Source organism: Caballeronia sp. LZ024 (assembly GCF_031451455.1).
GTDB classification, from domain to species: Bacteria; Pseudomonadota; Gammaproteobacteria; order Burkholderiales; family Burkholderiaceae; genus Caballeronia; species Caballeronia telluris.
Genome location: NZ_JARUXL010000003.1, coordinates 18,417 through 36,424, shown reverse-complemented (window position 1 = coordinate 36,424; position 18,008 = coordinate 18,417). Strand labels below are relative to the sequence as shown.

Annotated in this window: 17 protein-coding genes; 12 read left to right on the top strand and 5 right to left on the bottom strand. The window is 61.5% G+C overall.

The window, feature by feature from the left end:
* Positions 1-2: 2 nt before the first annotated feature.
* Both QCE48_RS18105 and QCE48_RS18100 read left to right on the top strand, forming a co-directional pair.
* The gene (locus tag QCE48_RS18105; protein WP_309784241.1) at positions 3-1,433 is read left to right on the top strand and encodes an efflux transporter outer membrane subunit; all 1,431 of its coding nucleotides are present in this window, start codon (positions 3-5) and stop codon (positions 1,431-1,433) included.
* The gene (locus tag QCE48_RS18100; RefSeq protein WP_309784240.1) at positions 1,434-2,144 is read left to right on the top strand and encodes a TetR/AcrR family transcriptional regulator; all 711 of its coding nucleotides are present in this window, start codon (positions 1,434-1,436) and stop codon (positions 2,142-2,144) included.
* Here the strand turns inward: QCE48_RS18100 and QCE48_RS18095 are convergent.
* A complete protein-coding gene (locus QCE48_RS18095) occupies positions 2,141-2,779 on the bottom strand; it encodes a LysE family translocator (RefSeq protein ID WP_309784239.1) in 639 nt (212 codons plus the stop codon). The two genes, QCE48_RS18100 and QCE48_RS18095, sit on opposite strands and share 4 nt — an antisense overlap.
* Here QCE48_RS18095 and QCE48_RS18090 point away from each other — a divergent pair.
* Positions 2,770-3,078, top strand: a complete 309-nt coding sequence (locus QCE48_RS18090; RefSeq protein ID WP_309784238.1) for an aspartate/glutamate racemase family protein — start codon at positions 2,770-2,772, stop codon at positions 3,076-3,078. The two genes, QCE48_RS18095 and QCE48_RS18090, sit on opposite strands and share 10 nt — an antisense overlap.
* A gap of 169 nt (positions 3,079-3,247) precedes the next feature.
* Here QCE48_RS18090 and QCE48_RS18085 read toward each other — a convergent pair whose 3' ends face one another.
* Positions 3,248-3,475 carry a hypothetical protein gene (locus QCE48_RS18085; RefSeq protein ID WP_309784236.1) on the bottom strand — a complete coding sequence of 76 codons (228 nt, stop codon included), beginning with the start codon at positions 3,473-3,475 and terminating at the stop codon, positions 3,248-3,250.
* Positions 3,476-3,785: 310 nt separating this feature from the next.
* Between QCE48_RS18085 and QCE48_RS18080 the strand changes: the two genes are divergently transcribed.
* The 4 genes from QCE48_RS18080 to QCE48_RS18065 all read left to right on the top strand — a co-directional run bounded on the left by QCE48_RS18080 (position 3,786) and on the right by QCE48_RS18065 (position 7,854).
* Positions 3,786-4,724 (top strand): S1C family serine protease, encoded by a 939-nt coding sequence (locus tag QCE48_RS18080; protein ID WP_309784235.1) that lies wholly within the window; start codon positions 3,786-3,788, stop codon positions 4,722-4,724.
* 24 nt (positions 4,725-4,748) lie between these two features.
* The gene (locus tag QCE48_RS18075; RefSeq protein ID WP_309784233.1) at positions 4,749-5,414 is read left to right on the top strand and encodes a response regulator transcription factor; all 666 of its coding nucleotides are present in this window, start codon (positions 4,749-4,751) and stop codon (positions 5,412-5,414) included.
* A 400-nt stretch (positions 5,415-5,814) separates the two neighbouring features.
* A complete protein-coding gene (locus tag QCE48_RS18070; protein WP_309784232.1) occupies positions 5,815-7,188 on the top strand; it encodes a UDP-glucose/GDP-mannose dehydrogenase family protein in 1,374 nt (457 codons plus the stop codon).
* Positions 7,189-7,263: 75 nt separating this feature from the next.
* Positions 7,264-7,854 (top strand): phosphatase PAP2 family protein, encoded by a 591-nt coding sequence (locus tag QCE48_RS18065; RefSeq protein ID WP_309784231.1) that lies wholly within the window; start codon positions 7,264-7,266, stop codon positions 7,852-7,854.
* 67 nt (positions 7,855-7,921) lie between these two features.
* On the opposite strand, the gene QCE48_RS18060 is transcribed toward QCE48_RS18065, so the two are convergent.
* Positions 7,922-9,142 carry a glycosyltransferase family 4 protein gene (locus QCE48_RS18060; RefSeq protein ID WP_309784230.1) on the bottom strand — a complete coding sequence of 407 codons (1,221 nt, stop codon included), beginning with the start codon at positions 9,140-9,142 and terminating at the stop codon, positions 7,922-7,924.
* A gap of 595 nt (positions 9,143-9,737) precedes the next feature.
* Between QCE48_RS18060 and QCE48_RS18055 the strand changes: the two genes are divergently transcribed.
* Entirely contained in the window at positions 9,738-10,616 is an 879-nt protein-coding gene (locus QCE48_RS18055; protein ID WP_309784229.1) for an ATP-grasp fold amidoligase family protein, read from the top strand.
* A gap of 99 nt (positions 10,617-10,715) precedes the next feature.
* Here QCE48_RS18055 and QCE48_RS18050 read toward each other — a convergent pair whose 3' ends face one another.
* Both QCE48_RS18050 and QCE48_RS18045 read right to left on the bottom strand, forming a co-directional pair.
* Complete coding sequence (locus QCE48_RS18050; protein ID WP_116564319.1) at positions 10,716-11,450, bottom strand: Crp/Fnr family transcriptional regulator; 735 nt, start codon at positions 11,448-11,450, stop codon at positions 10,716-10,718.
* A gap of 415 nt (positions 11,451-11,865) precedes the next feature.
* Positions 11,866-13,377 (bottom strand): mannose-1-phosphate guanylyltransferase/mannose-6-phosphate isomerase, encoded by a 1,512-nt coding sequence (locus QCE48_RS18045; protein WP_404982620.1) that lies wholly within the window; start codon positions 13,375-13,377, stop codon positions 11,866-11,868.
* 998 nt (positions 13,378-14,375) lie between these two features.
* Here QCE48_RS18045 and QCE48_RS18040 point away from each other — a divergent pair.
* The 4 genes from QCE48_RS18040 (at position 14,376) to QCE48_RS18025 (ending at position 17,998) form a co-directional block, all read left to right on the top strand.
* Positions 14,376-15,080 (top strand): helix-turn-helix domain-containing protein, encoded by a 705-nt coding sequence (locus tag QCE48_RS18040; RefSeq protein ID WP_309784227.1) that lies wholly within the window; start codon positions 14,376-14,378, stop codon positions 15,078-15,080.
* Between the two features lie 184 nt (positions 15,081-15,264).
* Positions 15,265-15,459, top strand: coding sequence for a hypothetical protein (locus tag QCE48_RS18035; RefSeq protein WP_309784226.1), 195 nt, complete (start codon positions 15,265-15,267; stop codon positions 15,457-15,459).
* Positions 15,460-15,516: 57 nt separating this feature from the next.
* Positions 15,517-16,632: a glycosyltransferase family 1 protein gene (locus QCE48_RS18030; RefSeq protein ID WP_309784225.1), complete on the top strand. Its 1,116-nt coding sequence runs from the start codon at positions 15,517-15,519 to the stop codon at positions 16,630-16,632.
* A 163-nt stretch (positions 16,633-16,795) separates the two neighbouring features.
* Complete coding sequence (locus tag QCE48_RS18025) at positions 16,796-17,998, top strand: glycosyltransferase family 4 protein (protein WP_309784224.1); 1,203 nt, start codon at positions 16,796-16,798, stop codon at positions 17,996-17,998.
* The last annotated feature ends 10 nt before the right edge of the window (positions 17,999-18,008 follow it).

Genomic DNA, 18,008 nt, shown 5'->3' with positions numbered 1-18,008 from the left:
CCATGAAACACCTCGTTCTCGTGTCCTTAATGGCGTTGTCCGGTTGCGCGGTCGGTCCGGACTTCCAGACGCCCGCGCCGCCCGATGCTGAGCGCTATACCCGCGACGCGCCGGCCAGCGCAGCGCAAACTTTCACAGCCACCGAGACCGCGACGCCGATGTGGTGGAAGCGGTTCCGCTCGGACGCGCTGGATCGTCTCGTCGACGAGGCACTGCGACAGAGTCCGACGCTCGATCAAGCGCGCGCCCGGCTGATCGAGGCACGTGAGAACTACAATGCGCAAGCGGGCGCCACCGCGTTCCCTTCTGTCGACGCAACGATTTCGGCCACGCGCCAGCAGGTCGACCTCGCTTCCTTTGGCATTCCGAACGTGGCTAACCCGGGACCGTTTTCGCTGTTCGACGCGTCAGTCAGCGTGTCGTACACCTTCGACATCTTTGGCGGCAATCGCCGCGCACTCGAAGCGACGATGGCACAGGTCGACTACGAACGCTTCGAACTCGAAGCGGCGCGGCTTTCGATCGCGGGGAACGTGGTGGCGTCCGCCGTGCGACGCGCATCGCTTCAGGAGCAGGTCTCGCTGACCCGGCGTCTCGCGGATGCACAGGCAGAGCAGCTTGCTATCGTCGACGCGCGCCATGCGGCAGGCGGCGTCTCGCACCTCGACGTGCGCAGTCAACGCACGCTGCTCGCGCAAACGCGCGCGACGCTGGTGCCGCTCGAAACGCAACTCGCCCAGGCCGATCATCAGCTTGCGATCCTTCTTGGGCGGCCGCCGTCGAAAGCAAATTTCGACGCGCTCACGCTCGACTCGCTTCAACTGCCCGCCGATGTGCCGCTCACGTTGCCCTCCACGCTCGCGCGCGAACGGCCCGACATCCGCGCGTCGGAAGCGTTGCTGCATCAGGCGAGCGCGAATGTCGGCGTGGCGACGGCCAATCTCTATCCGCAGTTTTCGCTCTCGGCAGGCATCGGTTCGCAGCGAACCAGCATTCAGGACGTAGTGAGCGGGCTGAACGTCTGGAACATCGGATTGAATCTCACGCAGCCGCTCTTCCGCGGAGGCGAGTTGCGCGCGAAGAAACGCTCGGCGCAGGCGGCCTACGACGCCGCGCTGGCGACATACCAGCAAACGGTTCTGCAGGCGCTCCAGCAGGTCGCGGATACGCTCACCGCCTTGCAGAACGACGCACGGGAACTGCAGTCGCGCGAGGATGCCGCACGCGAGGCGCAAGCGAGCTTCGATATCGCTCATGCGCAATACGCCGCCGGCGGAGTGAGCCAGTTCAGCCTGCTCGATGCAGAGCGCCAAACCTTGCAGACGGCGCTCGATCGCACGCGCGCGCAAGCGGACCGCTTCGCCGATACGGCTGCACTCTTTCAATCGCTCGGCGGTGCAACGCAGGCCGACGCGCTCGCACAGGAGCGCTAGATGCCGCGCGAGAACGGACCATCGGACCGGTCGACGGCTTCGACAGGAGCACACGAAACCGCCGCGCAGTCTCCCTTTCCCCCCGTCGATTTCGACGACGGGCCTTCCGGCACCATTCTCGCGGCGGCGCGCGAGATCCTGCTGCGCGAGCGTTACAGCGGGCTCACGATGGACCGCCTCGCACGCGCGCTCGGCGTGAGCAAGAAGACGCTCTACGTGCACTTCTCATCGAAGGACGCGATGGTGGCCGCGATCATCGCCGCGACGGGCGTCTCGATGCGTCGCCAGGTAACGGCCATACTCGATGGCCCCGGCGGCTTTCCCGAGAAGCTCGCGGCGCTGCTGCGCGTCGTCGCGGATCACGTCGGCGTAATGTCGCCGGACTTCCTGCAAGACCTCAATCGCTTCGCGCCGCATCTCTTCGACGAAATTCAGGCGATCAAGGAACGCAACATTCCGACGGTGTTCGGCCGCGTGATGCGTCTAGGCGTCGAACAGGGCATGATTCGCGCCGATATCGACGTGACCTATCTCGCCGAATACTGGCTGCAGGTCGCCAAAGGCGTGCACGACACGGCGATGCTCGCACGCACGGGCCTCACGCCGCGCGCGACGCTGGAAAAGGCGCTGGATCTGTTCTTTCTCGGCGTTTTGACGCCCGCTGCGCGCAAGAAAGTCGGACGACAATTGCCGGGAGCATCGCGCGCCTAGATGCCGGTCTTTCCGGCGGTGAAAATCAGCCGAAGTCCGAGCGCCGCGATGGCGCAGGCGGCGACGCGATCGACCCACCGCCTCGCGCGAAGATAGATCTCACGCGGACGACGACTCGAAAACCCAAGCGCAACGATCGTGTACCACCCCGCTTCGATACAGAACACGAGCGGCGGCAACACGATATAGCACCAGAGCGGCGGATGCTGCGGAAGCAGCGCCGCGAAGATGCTGCCGTACCAGATCGCAGTCTTGGGGTTGCTGAGTTGCGTGGTGAGGCCGACCCAGAACGACTTGCGTGCGTTGCGTGCATCGGCACGCGCGCCTTCGTCGACCGAAAGCGGCTGCGATGCGCCGCGCCAGATCTTCGAGGCGATATAGAGGAGATAGAGGCCCCCGGCGATCTTAAGCGCGATGTACAGCCACTCGACGGCGAGCAGCAGCGTATAAAGCCCGGCAAGCGCGATGCCGCCGAAGAAGATACCGCCGACGCCCATGCCGAGCGCGGTGGCAAGGCCGTCGCGCCGCGACAGGCTGATCGCATTGCGCGCCACGAGCACGAAGCTCGGACCGGGAATCATCGCGCCGAGCAGCAACGCGACGAGGATGGCGAATACGGCAGCCGATGCGTTCATGGGTCGTCTCCTCAACCAGCAGGATGCATGATCGCACGAATGGACGAGAGGTGTTCCGGTCGCGCGGCGATCAACTGTGCAGGCGGGATGAGTTGGGAATCGTCGGCCGAGTATTACGCGACGAATCGCGCGAAGCGTACCGTCGTATCATCGACGGACTGCGCGCCGAAGGCGTGGGCGGCGTGATTCTCGGCTGCACGGAAATCACCTTGCTGATCTCGCAGGAGGACGTTTCGGTCCCCGTCTTCGATACCGCCGCGCTGCATGCGCAGGCAGCGGTGACGAGCGCGCTGCTTTGACGCTGTGCGACGGCCTATGCGACCGCCGGAAAACCTTCGTACTGCGTACCTATTACCGGCATTATGAAGGCGGGGATCATATACCGCGAAAAACAGCGTGACGTCGACGCCGGATGAATGACGTGCAGGCACGATCCATCGCGATCGCCTACTGTCGTGCAACCCGCAGTCACCACCTTCTTGATGAACGATTCGTCGTCGCAGAGATCGAGTCGTCGAACGGCCACAGCTTCATCAGGCGTCGCCGGTACACGTAGGAAAAGCCGTAGAACAAGATGAAATCCGCGCCGATCTGCTGCTTGTCGTGAAACTCGACCTGCTCGACCGTGGCGCCGCCCAGCATGGAGTGCGTGCCCGTCTTCGCGTTCAGGTCCATGTAGCCGAAGAAGCCCGTCATATTGCAGGCAGGAACGCTTCGCGGTTCGCAGTCGGTGTAATGATGGAGACGACAGGAACGAACATGATCGATACGATGAAAAGCTGACAGGCGATGCGCGGTGCGCAGTCTACACGCGCGCCAGCGGTGAAATGCAGAAGTATGTCGCAACAAGCGAACACGCCGATGCCGTGCCACCCTTTCGGGTGGTGCGCGTGTTAAGCCCTTCTGTCATGCTGAATCCACTCGATCCGCATCGCGTGCGAAGCGCGATGCGCAAGCGCTCCACGCGCTCCGCTAAAGAGCGGCAGCAACACGGCAGGAGATTCACATGCAAAGCACATCGTCCGATGCAAGTCCGTTGGTGCAATTTTCGGAAGGCCTCGCGCAGATCGTCGAGCAAGTCGGTCAAGGCGTCGTCGCGGTGCATGGGCGCAGGCGCATCGCGTCGAGCGGCGTCGTCTGGCGTGAAGGCGTCGTCGTGACGGCGGCGCATACGCTGCGCCGCGACGAAGGCATCGATGTCACGCTCAACGATGGCCGCACAGTCGGCGCAACGCTCGCCGGGCGCGATGCGGGCACCGATATCGCCGTCCTGCGGCTCGACGGCATCGACTTGACGCCGCCCGCCGCCGGCGACGCGCGTTCGCTTAAGGCAGGTCACTTCGTACTCGCCGTCGCGCGCGGCGACGATGCGGCGACTCATGCGGATTCGGGCGTGATCGGCAGCGTCGGCCGGCCGTGGCGAACGTGGCGCGGCGGTCAGCTCGACGCGTTCGTGCGACTCGACGGCGGCCTGCATCCGGGATTCTCGGGCGCAGCGCTCGCGGACATGCGCGGGGAAGTCGTCGGCATCTGCACATCGGCGCTCGCCCGGGGCGTCGGCATGCTGATTCCGCGCGCAACGATCGACCGCGTCGCCGAAGAATTGCTGACCCGCGGACGCGTCGCGCGCCCCTATCTCGGCGTGGGAACGCAGCCCGTGAGCCTGTCCGAATCGTGGGTCACAAAGATGCAACTCGCGTCGAACCGGGGCTTGCTCGTGAACTCGCTCGCGCCGGATGGTCCGGCGGAGCGAGCCGGCATTCTCATCGGCGACGTGCTGGTGGAGATGGCGGGCAACCCATGCGGCGACTTCGACGAACTACATGCAGCGCTCGCCTCGGCGGCCATCGGGCAGCCGATGAAGGTCGCGCTGATCCGGGGCGGCGAACGCGTCGAATGCGCGATCACGTTCGGCGAGCGGCCGCAGCGCAACGGTTGCCGCTGAGCGTGAGCACCAAGGACACGTCGCATGTCCGATGAACCGCTCGCACGCAACGCGCGAACACGGCCGATCCGCGTCGCGGTGATCGCCCTGTCGGCGGAGGTGCGCGCGGGCATCGAGGCGCTCGTTGCTTCGCATGAAGCCTTCCATCTCGTTGCGAGCGGGAGTGACGCAGCGACCCTGTCAGAACGTCTCGTCGGTGCGACGGCCGATGTGCTCGTGATCGACATCGAAGCCGAGCCAGCCGACTTTTCGGCGGCGACGCTCGGCATCGACGCCTTCGTGTTCCTCACCGGCGAGCCCGACAGCGACGCGCTTCCCGACCTCGATCCCCACGACGCAGTCGCACTGCTCTCACGCAACGCCTCGCGGGCCGAGATCGCCGCAGCCATCGAAGCGACGGCTGCAGGCTTGTGCGTGCTGTCGCGCGAGATGCTTACTGGGCTGCTCGACGCACGCAAGCCGCAGCGTCATGACGGCGCGCCCATGCCGCACGAAGCACTCAGCGCGCGTGAAACGGAAGTGCTCGCGATGCTTGCCGAAGGCCTCGGCAACAAGGACATCGCGCGGCACCTCGTCATCTCCGAGAACACGGTGAAGTTCCATCTTTCGTCGATCTTCGGCAAGCTCGGCGCGAACAACCGTACCGAAGCGGTCATGCTCGGCATGCGATACGGGCTCGTGATGATGTAGCGTCATACGCAACTCCGACACGCGCAAGCGGCCTGGGCCACATAGTCTGCCGCGATAACCTTGACCAACGCAGACTTCTCCCATTTGGTTGCCTGCCCCACATAGCGAACATTACGCCACGTTAGGATGCTGTCGAGGACGCCTGCGCCCGACGCTCGCCCGACGAGCACCCGCTGCAGACCGCGCCTCACGCATCGCATTGAGCATGCGCAGCTTCGATGGCCGCCGCCGGCGGTTGCAACGCCCGGCGCCATTCGACCTTCGATCGAAGAATCCCGAAGGCTTCCAACATTCGAGACGACTTGCCCGGCCAGCCCGCTCATGCGCGGCGCCATGGCACCGGTCGTGTCGAACGGTGGCTTCGACAAGCATCCTTCAACTTCTCGACAGGCGAGACACAATGAAAATTACGGTAGTTGGCACGGGTTACGTAGGCTTGGTAACGGGAGCCTGTCTGGCGGAAATCGGCAACAGCGTCCTGTGCCTCGACGTGGATGCCAAGAAAATCGACATCCTCAATCAAGGCGGCGTGCCGATTCACGAGCCGGGGCTGAAGGAACTCATCCAGCGCAACGTCGCGGCGGGCCGCATCCGTTTTTCGACGAGCGTCGCGAAGGCCGTCGAGCACGGCGACGTCCAGTTTATCTGCGTCGGCACGCCGCCCGACGAAGACGGCTCCGCCGATCTTCAATACGTTCTGAGCGCCGCCAGGCAGATCGGCAAGTATGCCGAAGGCTTCAAGGTGATCGTCGACAAATCGACCGTTCCCGTCGGCACCGCCGATCGCGTGCAAGCCGCGGTGCAGGAAGAACTCGATCGACGCGGCGTGAAGCACGGCTTTTCCGTCGTGTCGAATCCCGAGTTCCTGAAGGAAGGTGCGGCCGTCGACGACTTCATGCGACCGGACCGGATCGTGATCGGTTGCGCGGAAGACGCCGCAGGCGAACGCGCCCGCGCGATACTCACGCGCCTTTACGCGCCGTTCAACCGCAATCACGAGCGCACGATGTACATGGATGTTCGGTCCGCCGAATTCACCAAGTACGCGGCCAATGCCATGCTCGCGACGCGCATCTCGTTCATGAACGAAATGGCGAATCTCGCTGACATGGTGGGCGCGGACATCGAAGCGGTGCGACGCGGCATCGGCTCCGATCCGCGCATCGGCTATCACTTTCTCTATGCCGGCTGCGGCTACGGCGGTTCGTGCTTTCCGAAGGACGTACGTGCGCTGATCCGCACAGCGCAGGAACGCGGACAGAACCTTCGCATACTCGACGCGGTCGAATCGGTGAACGACGCGCAAAAGAGCGTCCTGGTCCGGAAGGTCTGCGCGCGGCTCGGCGAAGACCTGACGGGCAAGACGCTCGCGGTGTGGGGGCTCGCGTTCAAGCCGAATACCGACGACATGCGCGAAGCGCCGAGCCGCGCGCTCATCACGGCGTTGCTCGCGCGCGGGGCGACGATCCGGGCCTACGACCCGGTATCGTCAGACGAAGCGGAACGCGTTTTCGCGCTGGATCTGGAAAATGAGCCGGCGCAGCGGCAGCGGCTCCATTTTTGCTCACAGCAGTACGACGCCGTGACGAACGCCGACGCGCTGGTGATCGTCACCGAATGGAAGGCGTTCAAGAGCCCCGACATCGGCACGCTTCACTCGAAGATGAAACACCCGCTGATCTTCGACGGACGTAACCTGTACGAACCGGAAAACATGGCGGAACTGGGCTTCGTGTACGAGGCCATCGGGCGGCGCAGCGTCGAGCCGATGTAGGCGGCGGAAAAGCGCCGGCTACATCGCCAGACAGCCGGCGCGATCCCTGGTAACCGCCTCATCCAGTGGAGAACTATGACGCATATCCTCGCGAATGTCGGCGACGCCGGCTTTACCCTCCCCATCGCACTCGCGCTCGCCGTATGGATCGCGACCTCGCGCTGGCAACTCGCATTGCGCTGGATTCTCACACTCGGCGTCGGCATGTGCCTCGTCGGCGCGACCAAGATCATTCACGCCGGTTGGGGCGCCGAGATCGAGCCGATCGGATTTCGCATGGTGAGCGGCCACACGATGCTCGCCACTGCGATCGTAACCGTCGTACTCGCGCTGCTAAGCGACCGGCTTGAACTCGGCAAGGGACTCGGCATCGCGGCGGGGCTTGCTATCGGCGCGGTGACTGCGGCGGCCCGCGTCGTGGATCATTCGCATTCGCTCGCGGAAGTCGTCTCGGGGTGGATCGTGGGAGCGACTGTAGCGCTCCTGTTCCTGCGTGCCTACGCGAAAAGCGACGCGCAGCCGCGCTACCCCATGGGTGCCATCGTCGGATTCGCGGTCGTCGCGATGCTCGCTTACGGGCATCGTGCCCCGTTCGAAATGATGATCGACATTCACTCGCCGGCTTTGCGTGCGCTTGTTGGGGCGGAACTGACGCGCTTCTTCTGATCGCCATCGCTCTAAGACGAATGGCCCGGCATTGCCGGGCCATTCGTCTTTTGCCGATACGACACGATCACTGATGCCGCGCGGTCTCTCTTTCGTCGACCGTCGCAGCATCGCCGATTCTTGCCTTTGCTGTTGCTTCGGCGCGTGCGAGCCTCGGCGCCATCGTCGATTCTGCGCGAAAGCGGGCTAGCGCCACTTCGACGAAAGCGCTTAGCGAGGCCTTGAACTTCTCGGTCGAGAAACGTTCCGCATTCTCGCGAATGACCTTCGGGTCGAAAAGATGCGCGTTGCGCTCAAAGCGCTCCACCGCCATCAGCAGCGACTCCTCAGTCTGCTCCTTAAAGAAAACGCCCGTCGGCCGCTCGTTCGGCATGCCGATGACCGACTCCAGCGCGCCACCCTTTCCGAACGTGACGACCGGTGTGCCGCATGCCTGTGCTTCGATGATCGAGATGCCGAAGTCCTCTTCGGCGGCGTACACGAACGCGCGAGCGCGCTGCAGATGGTCATGCAGCACCTCGAACGACTGGTAGCCCATGATCTCGACGTTCGGGCCCGCCTGCGCCTTGATCTTCTTCATGTCGGGCCCGTCCCCGATCACGACGAGACGCCGATCCGGCGTCTTCGAGAACGCCTTCACGATCAGGTCGATGCGCTTGTAGGGCACCATTCTCGACGCGGTCAGATAAAAGTCGTCCTTCTGCGTGCGAACCTGCAACGAACGCACGTCGACCGGCGGATAGATGACAGTCGATTCGCGCTGGTACGCCTTCTTGATGCGACGCGCGATGAAATGCGAATTCGCTAACAGATGATCGACGCCGTTAGCGGAACGTGCATCCCAGCCGCGGATGTAATGCAGGAGAAGGCGCGCGAGGACCGACTTGAACCCGGATGCGAGCCCCGATTCCTTGAGGTATTGATGCTGCAGGTCCCACGCGTAGCGTATCGGGGAATGCACATAGCTCACATGCAGTTGATCCGGTCCTGTAAGGACGCCTTTGGCGACCGCGTAGGAACTCGAGATCACGAGATCATAGGCCGACAGGTCGAGCTGCTCGATCGCAAGCGGCATTAAAGGAAGGTAGCCCCGATAGCGCTTGCGCGCCATCGGCAGTTTTTGGATAAACGAAGTGTAGACGGGCCGATCCTTCACGCACGTTCGGTCTTCCAGAAAATCCACGAGTGTATAGATATCAGCATGCGGAAAACACTCTATGATTCTCTCCAGTACCTTCTCGGCGCCTCCCGAAACCACTAGCCAGTCGTGGACAATGGCAACTTTCACGTTAACTCTCTCGCTATAGACGGTTGGTTGACGAAATCCAACGGGACCGACTTATAGTCGGGGCGAAGACTGCTGAGTTTGGTGGTGTGGCGTACATATCGATATCCCAGATCGAACCGCAAGGAGCAATAGTTCTAATTGCGCCTCCGCTTTGCCGCTCCTGCGCGCACCCACTAAAAAAATCAAGAGGACGAAACGAATCGTTCGACGCGCCATGCAAATGCGCGAGCATTACTTCTTTTGCAACAAACCCGCGAACTACACCCGGATTAGCCGTAGTATTAGACGTAGGCACCGCCAAAAGCCGGACGCGTAATTCTGTCTGTTGCCTAGCGCACGACAACTCCGATTCAGGTCGTCGATAATGGTTTATGAACTTGAAAGCCGGCCGAACGATGCGCGGTGCCATGAACCGCGCTCGATGAGCTCGCAAGACGGTACAGACCGCCAAGCAGGAGCGTTTTTCTGTCGCTGCCTTCCGTACCTGCCTGCGCGGCCTTGTGCCCCACGGGGATGCTGTTGGAAGTAGTGATTGACTTCGTTTCACTGGCCTTAGCGTGAATACGTAGCATTGCGTCCTTACAGGAGAAGAACGATGTCGCTTTCCAAGAGGCTGATCGATGGAGCCAAGGACTGGCTGCCAGACAGCGTATTTCTGAGCATTTCGCATCGTCAAAAGGTGGGCCGCTTTCCGAACGTCAAGTCGCCGAGAACCTTTAACGAAAAGATCCTGCATCGCTGCCTTTATCCGGACCCGCGTTTCGTCGACCTCACGGACAAGCTCACCGTTCGAGACTACGTCCGCCGGAAGGTGGGCGAGGAATATCTGATTCCGTTGATCGCCGATCCCGACCAATTCGACGAGCAGGTGTTCAACGCGCTGCCCAAGACGTTCGTGATGAAGGCGAATCACGGCAGCGGGTTCGTCAAGATCGTTCATGACAAGTCCGAGACATCCTTTGCCGAGCTCGACCGGCTCGCCAGGCAATGGCTCGTGACGGACTTCTATCGCGTCGCGCGCGAACGTCACTACCGCACGATCAAGCCGCGCATCTTCTTCGAAGAACTGCTCGCCGACAGCAGCGGCAGCATTCCCGCCGACATGAAGGTGCATTGCTTCTTCCGCGAAGGCTCGGCCAAGCCGACGATCTACATCGCGGTCATTTCCGACCGCTTCGGAGAGCATTCGCGCGGCGACATGTACGACGCGCAATGGAACCGCCTCGAGATCGCCATCGGCCACTACCCGCGCAGCGAGACACCCGCTCCGCGTCCGCACAATCTCGACGAACTCCTGAGCGTCGCGACGTCGCTGGCGCGCGACTTCGAGTATGTGCGCGTCGATCTGTACGCACCCGACGACAAGATCTATTTCGGCGAACTGACGTTCACCCCGGGCGCGGGCGTATTCCCGATGCGCCCGGATGTCGTCGACTACGAATGGGGGCAACTGATGGAGATGAAGCGCGTCTAGCGCGTGTCGCGCTAAGCCCTCCAATGCCCAGCGATGGACTCGATCGTCGCCGGGCATTGTCTTCTCCGGAGCCTCGCTATTAAAGTCCACGATCTTGCATCACGCCGCCTCGGTCATGCGCACGCGCGGTGGCAACAAGCGGCTGAATTCACCTTTGACGAGCCCATAGCATTCGCACGCGCGCGCTTCGAGCCCTGCGCGGTCGAGCACCTTGATGCAGCCGCGCGTCTGATAGATGATGCCGGCCGCATGCAACTGACCAGCCGCTTCGGTCACGCCTTCCCGGCGCACGCCGAGCAGATCCGCGATGTGCTGCTGTGTCACCTGGAGCTGATTGGACGAGCTACGATCGATGTCGATGAGGAGCCACCGGCACAGTTGCTTGCTAAGCGAATGATGACGGTTGCACGCAGCCGTCTGCGCAACTTGCGTGAAGAGCGCCTGCATGTAAAGCATCATCATGCGGCGAAGGAAGTCGGAGCGGCGCAGATGTTCGCGCAGCACCTGCGCTTCCATCCGGTAAGCCGAGCCCGCGCATTGCACTTCGACTGTAGTGGGCATCGTTTCGCCGTCGGTCAGCACGGGCACGCCCGTCATGCCTTCACGGCCCACCGCGGCGATCTCGACCGAGCGTCCGTCTTCCATCGTATGCAACAGCGAAATGATGGCGGTGGTAGGAAAATAAACGTGCCGGAAGCGGTGGCTCGCATGGCACAGCAGTTGTGCGCCGCGCAACTGCACCAGTTCCAGATCGGGGGCGAGCGCCTGCCATTCATCAGAAGGCAGCGCTCGCAGCAGATGGTTTCCGTGCAGGTCGGATTGTAGATTCAACATAGATGTGCTCTCGCGATGTTGCGCAGTGAGCCGCGCTTTGCTTGCCACGCGGGCTTGACACTTGAAGTTGTTAACAACGATTGCCTGCTCCGGACCGCTGGCCGCTGATCGCGACGGCGGTGCCCGAAGGAAGCCCCTAATTTTCAGTACTCGTGCTCTCTGGCGGCCTCGGCTGAGGCAACAATTCTTTTGCTTGGCGTCGGTGCACGAGTGCGTCGCCCGATGGTTCGACATGCTTCCGACCATTGCGTCGGCGATGCGCAAACACGACGCGTTCATTGACAGCTTGGATACACCCGATATTTGACAGGGTGTGCTCCGGGGGTTCCCATGCAACTTCTGCTGCACTGCCGTGGCGACATGCGAGCGCAGCACGAACGTCCGTAACAGGATTACGGACGCGTGCCTGGCGGCCCTAGCTCACGCGGCCGTATTTGTCGTCGAAGCGAACGATGTCGTCTTCGCCGAGATACGAACCCGATTGCACTTCGATGATCTCCAGCGCCACCTTCCCGGGATTCTCCAGACGATGCTTGACGCCCAGCGGAATGTAAGTCGACTCGTTTTCACTTAGCAAGAAGCTCTCCTCCCCCCGAGTGACGATGGCGGTCCCGCTTACGACGGTCCAGTGTTCGGCGCGGTGATGATGCAATTGCAGCGACAGCCGGGCACCCGGACGCACGACGATGCGTTTGACCTGAAAGCGACTGCCCTTGTCGATCGAGTCGTAAGTGCCCCACGGCCGATGTACTTTGCGATGCGCATCGACTTCGGGACTGTGCTCGTCTGCGATGCGTCCGACGACGTTCTTCACTTCCTGAACCCGCGACCGATCGGCAACCAGCACCGCGTCTGCCGTTTCGATCACTGCGAGATTGTCGACGCCAACGCACGCAATGAGGCGCCCTTCCGATTGCACGTAGCAGGATGTCGAGCCTTCGAACACGACGCGACCCTTTGCGACATTGCCGTCGTCGTCCTTGTCGAGTGCATCCCAGATGGCATCCCAGGAGCCGAGATCGGACCACGGCGCGTCTAGCGGCACGACGATGCCTTGCGTCCCCTGCTCACGCGCGAGGTGCTCCATCACAGCGTAGTCGATCGAATCGCCATGCACGGCCTCGAACGACTCGCGGTCCGGCAGATGGCACGGACCGTCCGCGCGTCCTGCATCGTATGCCGCGACGCAGGCCGCATGCATGGCAGGCTGCAAGCGCTCCAGCGTGTCGAGCCAGACGCTGGCCCGCACGACGAAGATGCCGCTGTTCCACCAATAGGCGCCCGAGTTCAGGTATTCGCGTGCAGATTCGCTGTCGGGCTTTTCGACGAAGCGTTCGATCTCATGCGCGCCGTCTTCGAGCGCGGCGCCCAGCTTGACATAGCCGAAGCCCGTCTCCGCTCGCGTGGGACGCACGCCGAGCGACACGATGGCCCCGCGTTCGGCGAAGCGGGCCGCCTTCAGCACGGAGCGCTGAAAAGCCTCGGTATCGCGGATGAGGTGATCGGCCGGCATCACGACGAGCACGCAGTCGTGATCTTCCGAACGTGAAGCGAGCGCCGCCAGCGAAAGCGCGGGAGCCGTATTGCGGCTGCTCGGTTCGACGATGAGACGGGCGTCGACGCCAATCTCTTCGAGTTGCTGAACCGTCATGAAGCGATGCTCGTCACCGCACACGACGACAGAAGCTAACGCGTCGACGCCGTCGCGCGCGAGCCCTGCGACGCGCTGGATCGTCATTTGCAGAAGCGACCCCGCGCCCAACATGCCGGCGAGTTGCTTCGGGAACTGCTTGCGGGAAATCGGCCAAAGGCGCGTTCCGGCTCCGCCCGCCAGGATGACCGGGCGGATCGGCAAGACGCTTGCAGCGTCGGACGTGGTCACAGGATCAGAAAGGCGATCCGAAACGTCACGAGCTGCAGCGTCCATGACTTCAGGATGAACACTCAATTTGCACTCCGATATATATCGTTGCTTGACTGTCGCCTGGTCAGCGATGCGGGCTCGACACGAACGATCCCATCGCCGATCGCTGTTCGATCGGCGAGGGAAGGCAGCCGTCCTCCGCGCGCTTCGGCGTGGGAACTGGCCGATATGAACGGTTATACCTGCAAAAAATGTTGCTGCGGTGAAGCATAGGCGCGTCGAAACGCCAAAAAAATAGCGGCGGCGAAAATTGGCGTGGTCTTGTCCGAAATGTGTGAGGTCATGGACCGACATTTCTTAATGTGGAATGCAATTGTAACAAGTGAGATGGAAATGTTTCAGCGCGAAGCAATATCTTCCCGATTATAGAAAGTGAGTCATTATTACCATGCAGAAAGCGCAGGAAACATTTCCAATATTCGCCAAAGCCTTATACAGTAAGGGTCCCGACGAGTGAACAGGAGTCAGCCGGCAACGCTCCGTGAAACTCGCTGAAAGACATCGCATTAAAAAGCTAAGTGACATTCCGAAAAGAAATTTATCGCCTGATTACGACTTCCTGACGGTTCGGCGCCCGATCTCTATTATTAATATCAATTGGAAAAGTGAAATGAACAGCCGACAAATCGGCCAAAACACTGGCGATATCAGCCTCCCAATTTTCGCCGGCCCTCGAATGTTTCTACGATGCATCGCACAACCTGAAAACGCGAGATGAAGAAGGAACACCAATGAATCTGTCGACTGCGTCTGCACTATCGGAAAGCAAGCGACAAGAGACGTCCACCAGAGCGTCTCGTCATATCGGACTCCTCCTGTTCGAACGATGCTGCATATACAATGCTGGCGTCATCAGCGAAGCCTTCCGCCTTGCGAACGATTTGCAGCCCGGATCGGGCGGTCAGCCGGCTTATCACCTGTCGCTCATATCGAAGAGCGGCGGGAACATATCGACCTCGTCATCCATTTCGATCTGGACCCATCATCTGCATGAATATGCGGTGACGGACTTCGACGCGCTCTTTGTAGCCTGCAGCAAGAGCGAAGCGATGGCCGACCGCGATCCGCACCTGCTGAGCTGGCTGTTCGGCGGCGAGCGATCGCTACAGGACGCGCGTGACCGCACGCGCGAGACAACTCTGGATGGCGCGAAGACGCGGCCGGCCACGGTTCCCATTTATTGGTTCAAGGACATTCCGATGGCCGCGTGGTCGGGCGTCGAAGCGCCTGTGCATCTCGCGCTTGCGAAGATCGAAGCGGACTTCGGCACGCATATCGCGCGGCGCGTCGTGAGCGAATTGCAGCCGCAGCCGCTCGATCATCCGAACGTCATGGCGGATGACTTGTCCATCACTACGACGACGGACAAGATTCACGCATCGGCGAGCTGGATCAAGGAGAACTTCAGCAAATCGATTTCGATCTCCGATGCGGCCGAAGTCGCCGCGATGAGCAACCGGAACTATCTCCGGCGCTTCAAGGCGGAGTACGGCGTGACGCCTCAGCAGTACCTGATGAATGTGCGGTTCGAACTGATTTGTCGCCTCTTGCTCGACAGCGATCTGCCCGTCGACAAAATCGCGCGGCGATGCGGCATGGGCAACGGCGATCGCCTGGGGAGGCTTTTTCGCCGGCGTTACGGTATGTCGCCGACGGCATATCGCGCGGAAGGCGGCCTTGGCGCCGAAGACGTAAGCGAATCCTGATGAAGAGCTCGCTTGCGGTTTGAAACGCCGTAGCGATATGTGATCTTCCGCACAGAGTCTTGCTTAGTGTGCGAAATAACTTACCAATGGGGTACAGGTTTGTACCTATCGCTTATTGAGCTTGTTCACGAAGACGCACGTGCCCGGTCACGGTCTTCGTGACATCGAATTTGGAGAATAACGGATGAAAGAGCCGCAGCTAGCAATAGATCGTATTCGCAAGTCCATCAATACCGCGGACGCGCTGAACATGCGCTCGTCTGCCGTGCTGGTCGCGGATTTGCACGTATTGCTCGACATCGTCGACAGCATTCACCTCGACGCAGGCGCGCGCGACGATTCGTATGTCATCGGCGAGCCGGCAGTACGCGAAGAATAAGCAAGCATTGCCGCGGCCTTGCCGGAAGACTGGCGGGCCGCCTTACCTGAGGACGTCATGGGGTTTGCAATCAACGGCAAGTTTGCTTCACAGCGCATCACCGGCGTCCAGCGAGTCGCTTACGAGTTGACGCGCGCAATGCAGGCGCGCCCGCACTCGCCGAACGAACTCGAAGTCGTCGTACCGCACAACGCGGCTGACCTGGGTCTCGCGACCCGGCGAGTGCGCATCGGCTCGGGCCTCAAGGGCAATCTCTGGGAGCAGATTTCGCTGCCGATCGCGACCGCAGGCGATACGCTGATCAGCCTTTGCAACACCGGTCCGCTTCTTAAGCGCAGCCAGGTCGTGATGGTTCACGATATGGCGGTGTACGACGTTCCGCATGCATTCTCGAAGAAGTTTCTGTTCTGGTATCGCAGCAAGTTCTCGATCCTGCGGCGTCAAAGCCGGCTTATGCTGACGGTCTCGAACTTCTCAAAGGCGCGCATTTGCCATCACCTGAAGATGGATCCGTCGAGCGTCGAGGTCATCCGTCCCGGCGCCGATCATCTCGATCGCATCGTCGCCGATCATTCGATCATCAGCCGTCTTGCGCTCACAAGAGACGCTTATTGCGTGATCGTCGGTAGTCTCGATCCGCGCAAGAATCTTCAACGCGTGCTCGACGCGATCAGGCAGCTCGGGCATATTCCGAACATCAAGTTCGTCATCGCGGGCGGTGCAAACGCGCGCGTCTTTGCCGCGCAAGGCGCGGCGCCGCAAGCCGCGGATGACCGCGTGATCTGGGCAGGATTCGTCTCCGATGCGGAACTCAAGGCGCTCTACACCGACGCCGCGTGTCTCGTCTTCCCTTCGCTTTACGAGGGATGCGGCTTGCCACCGCTGGAAGCGATGTACTGCGGATGCCCCGTGATCGTCTCCACGGCCGCGTCCCTGCCCGAGGTGTGTGGCGACGCAGCGATGTATTGCGATCCTGAATCAGTCGAGGACATTGCCGCAAAGATCACGCTGATGACGACCCGGCCCGATTTGCGCGAGCATCATCGCAAGACGGGCTTGCAGCACGTGAAGCAGTATCGATGGGACCACGCAGCAACGAGGCTTGCGCAGGTCCTGTACGGCGAACGCCAAGGCGGCACGCCCTATCTGGAGGTGCAGTCGACGACCGAGTAGACTATAGGCAGCGCCCGCTCCGATCAATTGCCCGCGAACATTGTGGCTCGCGTCCACTCTGGGCGTCGCAATTGCATCGCCTCATTCCATTGCCTTCGGAGTGCGCCCTTTGCAGAATGGCGCGAGGGCTCCTGGATCGAAGAACTCATACCAAACGGACGCCGTGAAAATACTCATCGCAAACACGTTGTACCACCCCGATTCGGTGGGCGGGGCCGAGGTATCGACACGCATCCTGGCCGAGGGGCTCGCCCAGGCGGGCATGGAAGTCTGCGTCGTGTGCGCGACCGGCACGGGCGTCGATCGTCTTAGCGAACTCAATGGCGTCAAGGTCTATCACCTTCGATCCGTCAATCTGTACTGGCCGCATCAACCGAAGAATCATTCGCGCGTAGCGAAGCTCATGTGGCATGCGATCGACCTGCACAACGTCGTCATGGCGCGCAAGCTGAGGGCGATCATCGCGCGCGAGAAGCCGGACGTCATCAACACGAGCAACCTGTCGTGTCTTTCGATCGACATCTGGCGCGTAGCGCGCAACGCCGGCGTGCCGATCGTGCACACTGCGCGTGACTACTACCTGATGTGTCCGGGTTCGACGATGTTCTCGCACGAGAAGGCGTGCAAGCGTCAGTGCGGCGTCTGCGCCTTTTACGCGGGACCGAAGAAGGCTGCTTCAGCGCGCGTCGACGTTGCGGTGGGCGTAAGCCAGTTCGTTTTGCAAAAGCACCTCGACAACGGCTTCTTTGCGGGCGCATCGCGCACCGCGGTCATCAACAACTGCTACGTGCCGCTCGGTGATGCACCGCCCGCGCAGCGCGAGCGGCGCTATGGCGGCGGCCCGGTGCGTCTGGGACTGCTCGGGCGCGTTTCGCCCGAGAAAGGTCTGGAAATCGTCCTCGATCAATTGCTCGGCGACAACACGATCGACTGGACGCTCGCGATAGGCGGCACGGGCGATCGCGAGTACATGGAGAGCTTGCAGAACAAGTATCGCGACCCGCGGGTCGAATTCCTCGGCCGCGTAAAGGCCGCAGAGTTTCTCAATGCCATCGACATCCTCCTCGTACCTTCGATCTGGAACGAGCCGTTCGGCCGCGTGACGGTCGAAGCCTATTCGCACGGCGTTCCGGTGGTGGGTGCAAACACCGGCGGTATTCCCGAGGTCATCGAGCCGGATTCGCATCTCATCTTCGACATCGAAAGGCCGCATACCGTCATCGAGAAAATCCGCGATGCGATCGAGCTCCTGAAGTGCTCCTCGGTGCATGACCGGCTGCTCAACCACGCGAAGAGCTTTAGCCCCGCAACGATGGTCGACGCGTATATCGACGTGTATCAGAGTGCAATGAAGAAAGCCATGTGATCCGGTAGCG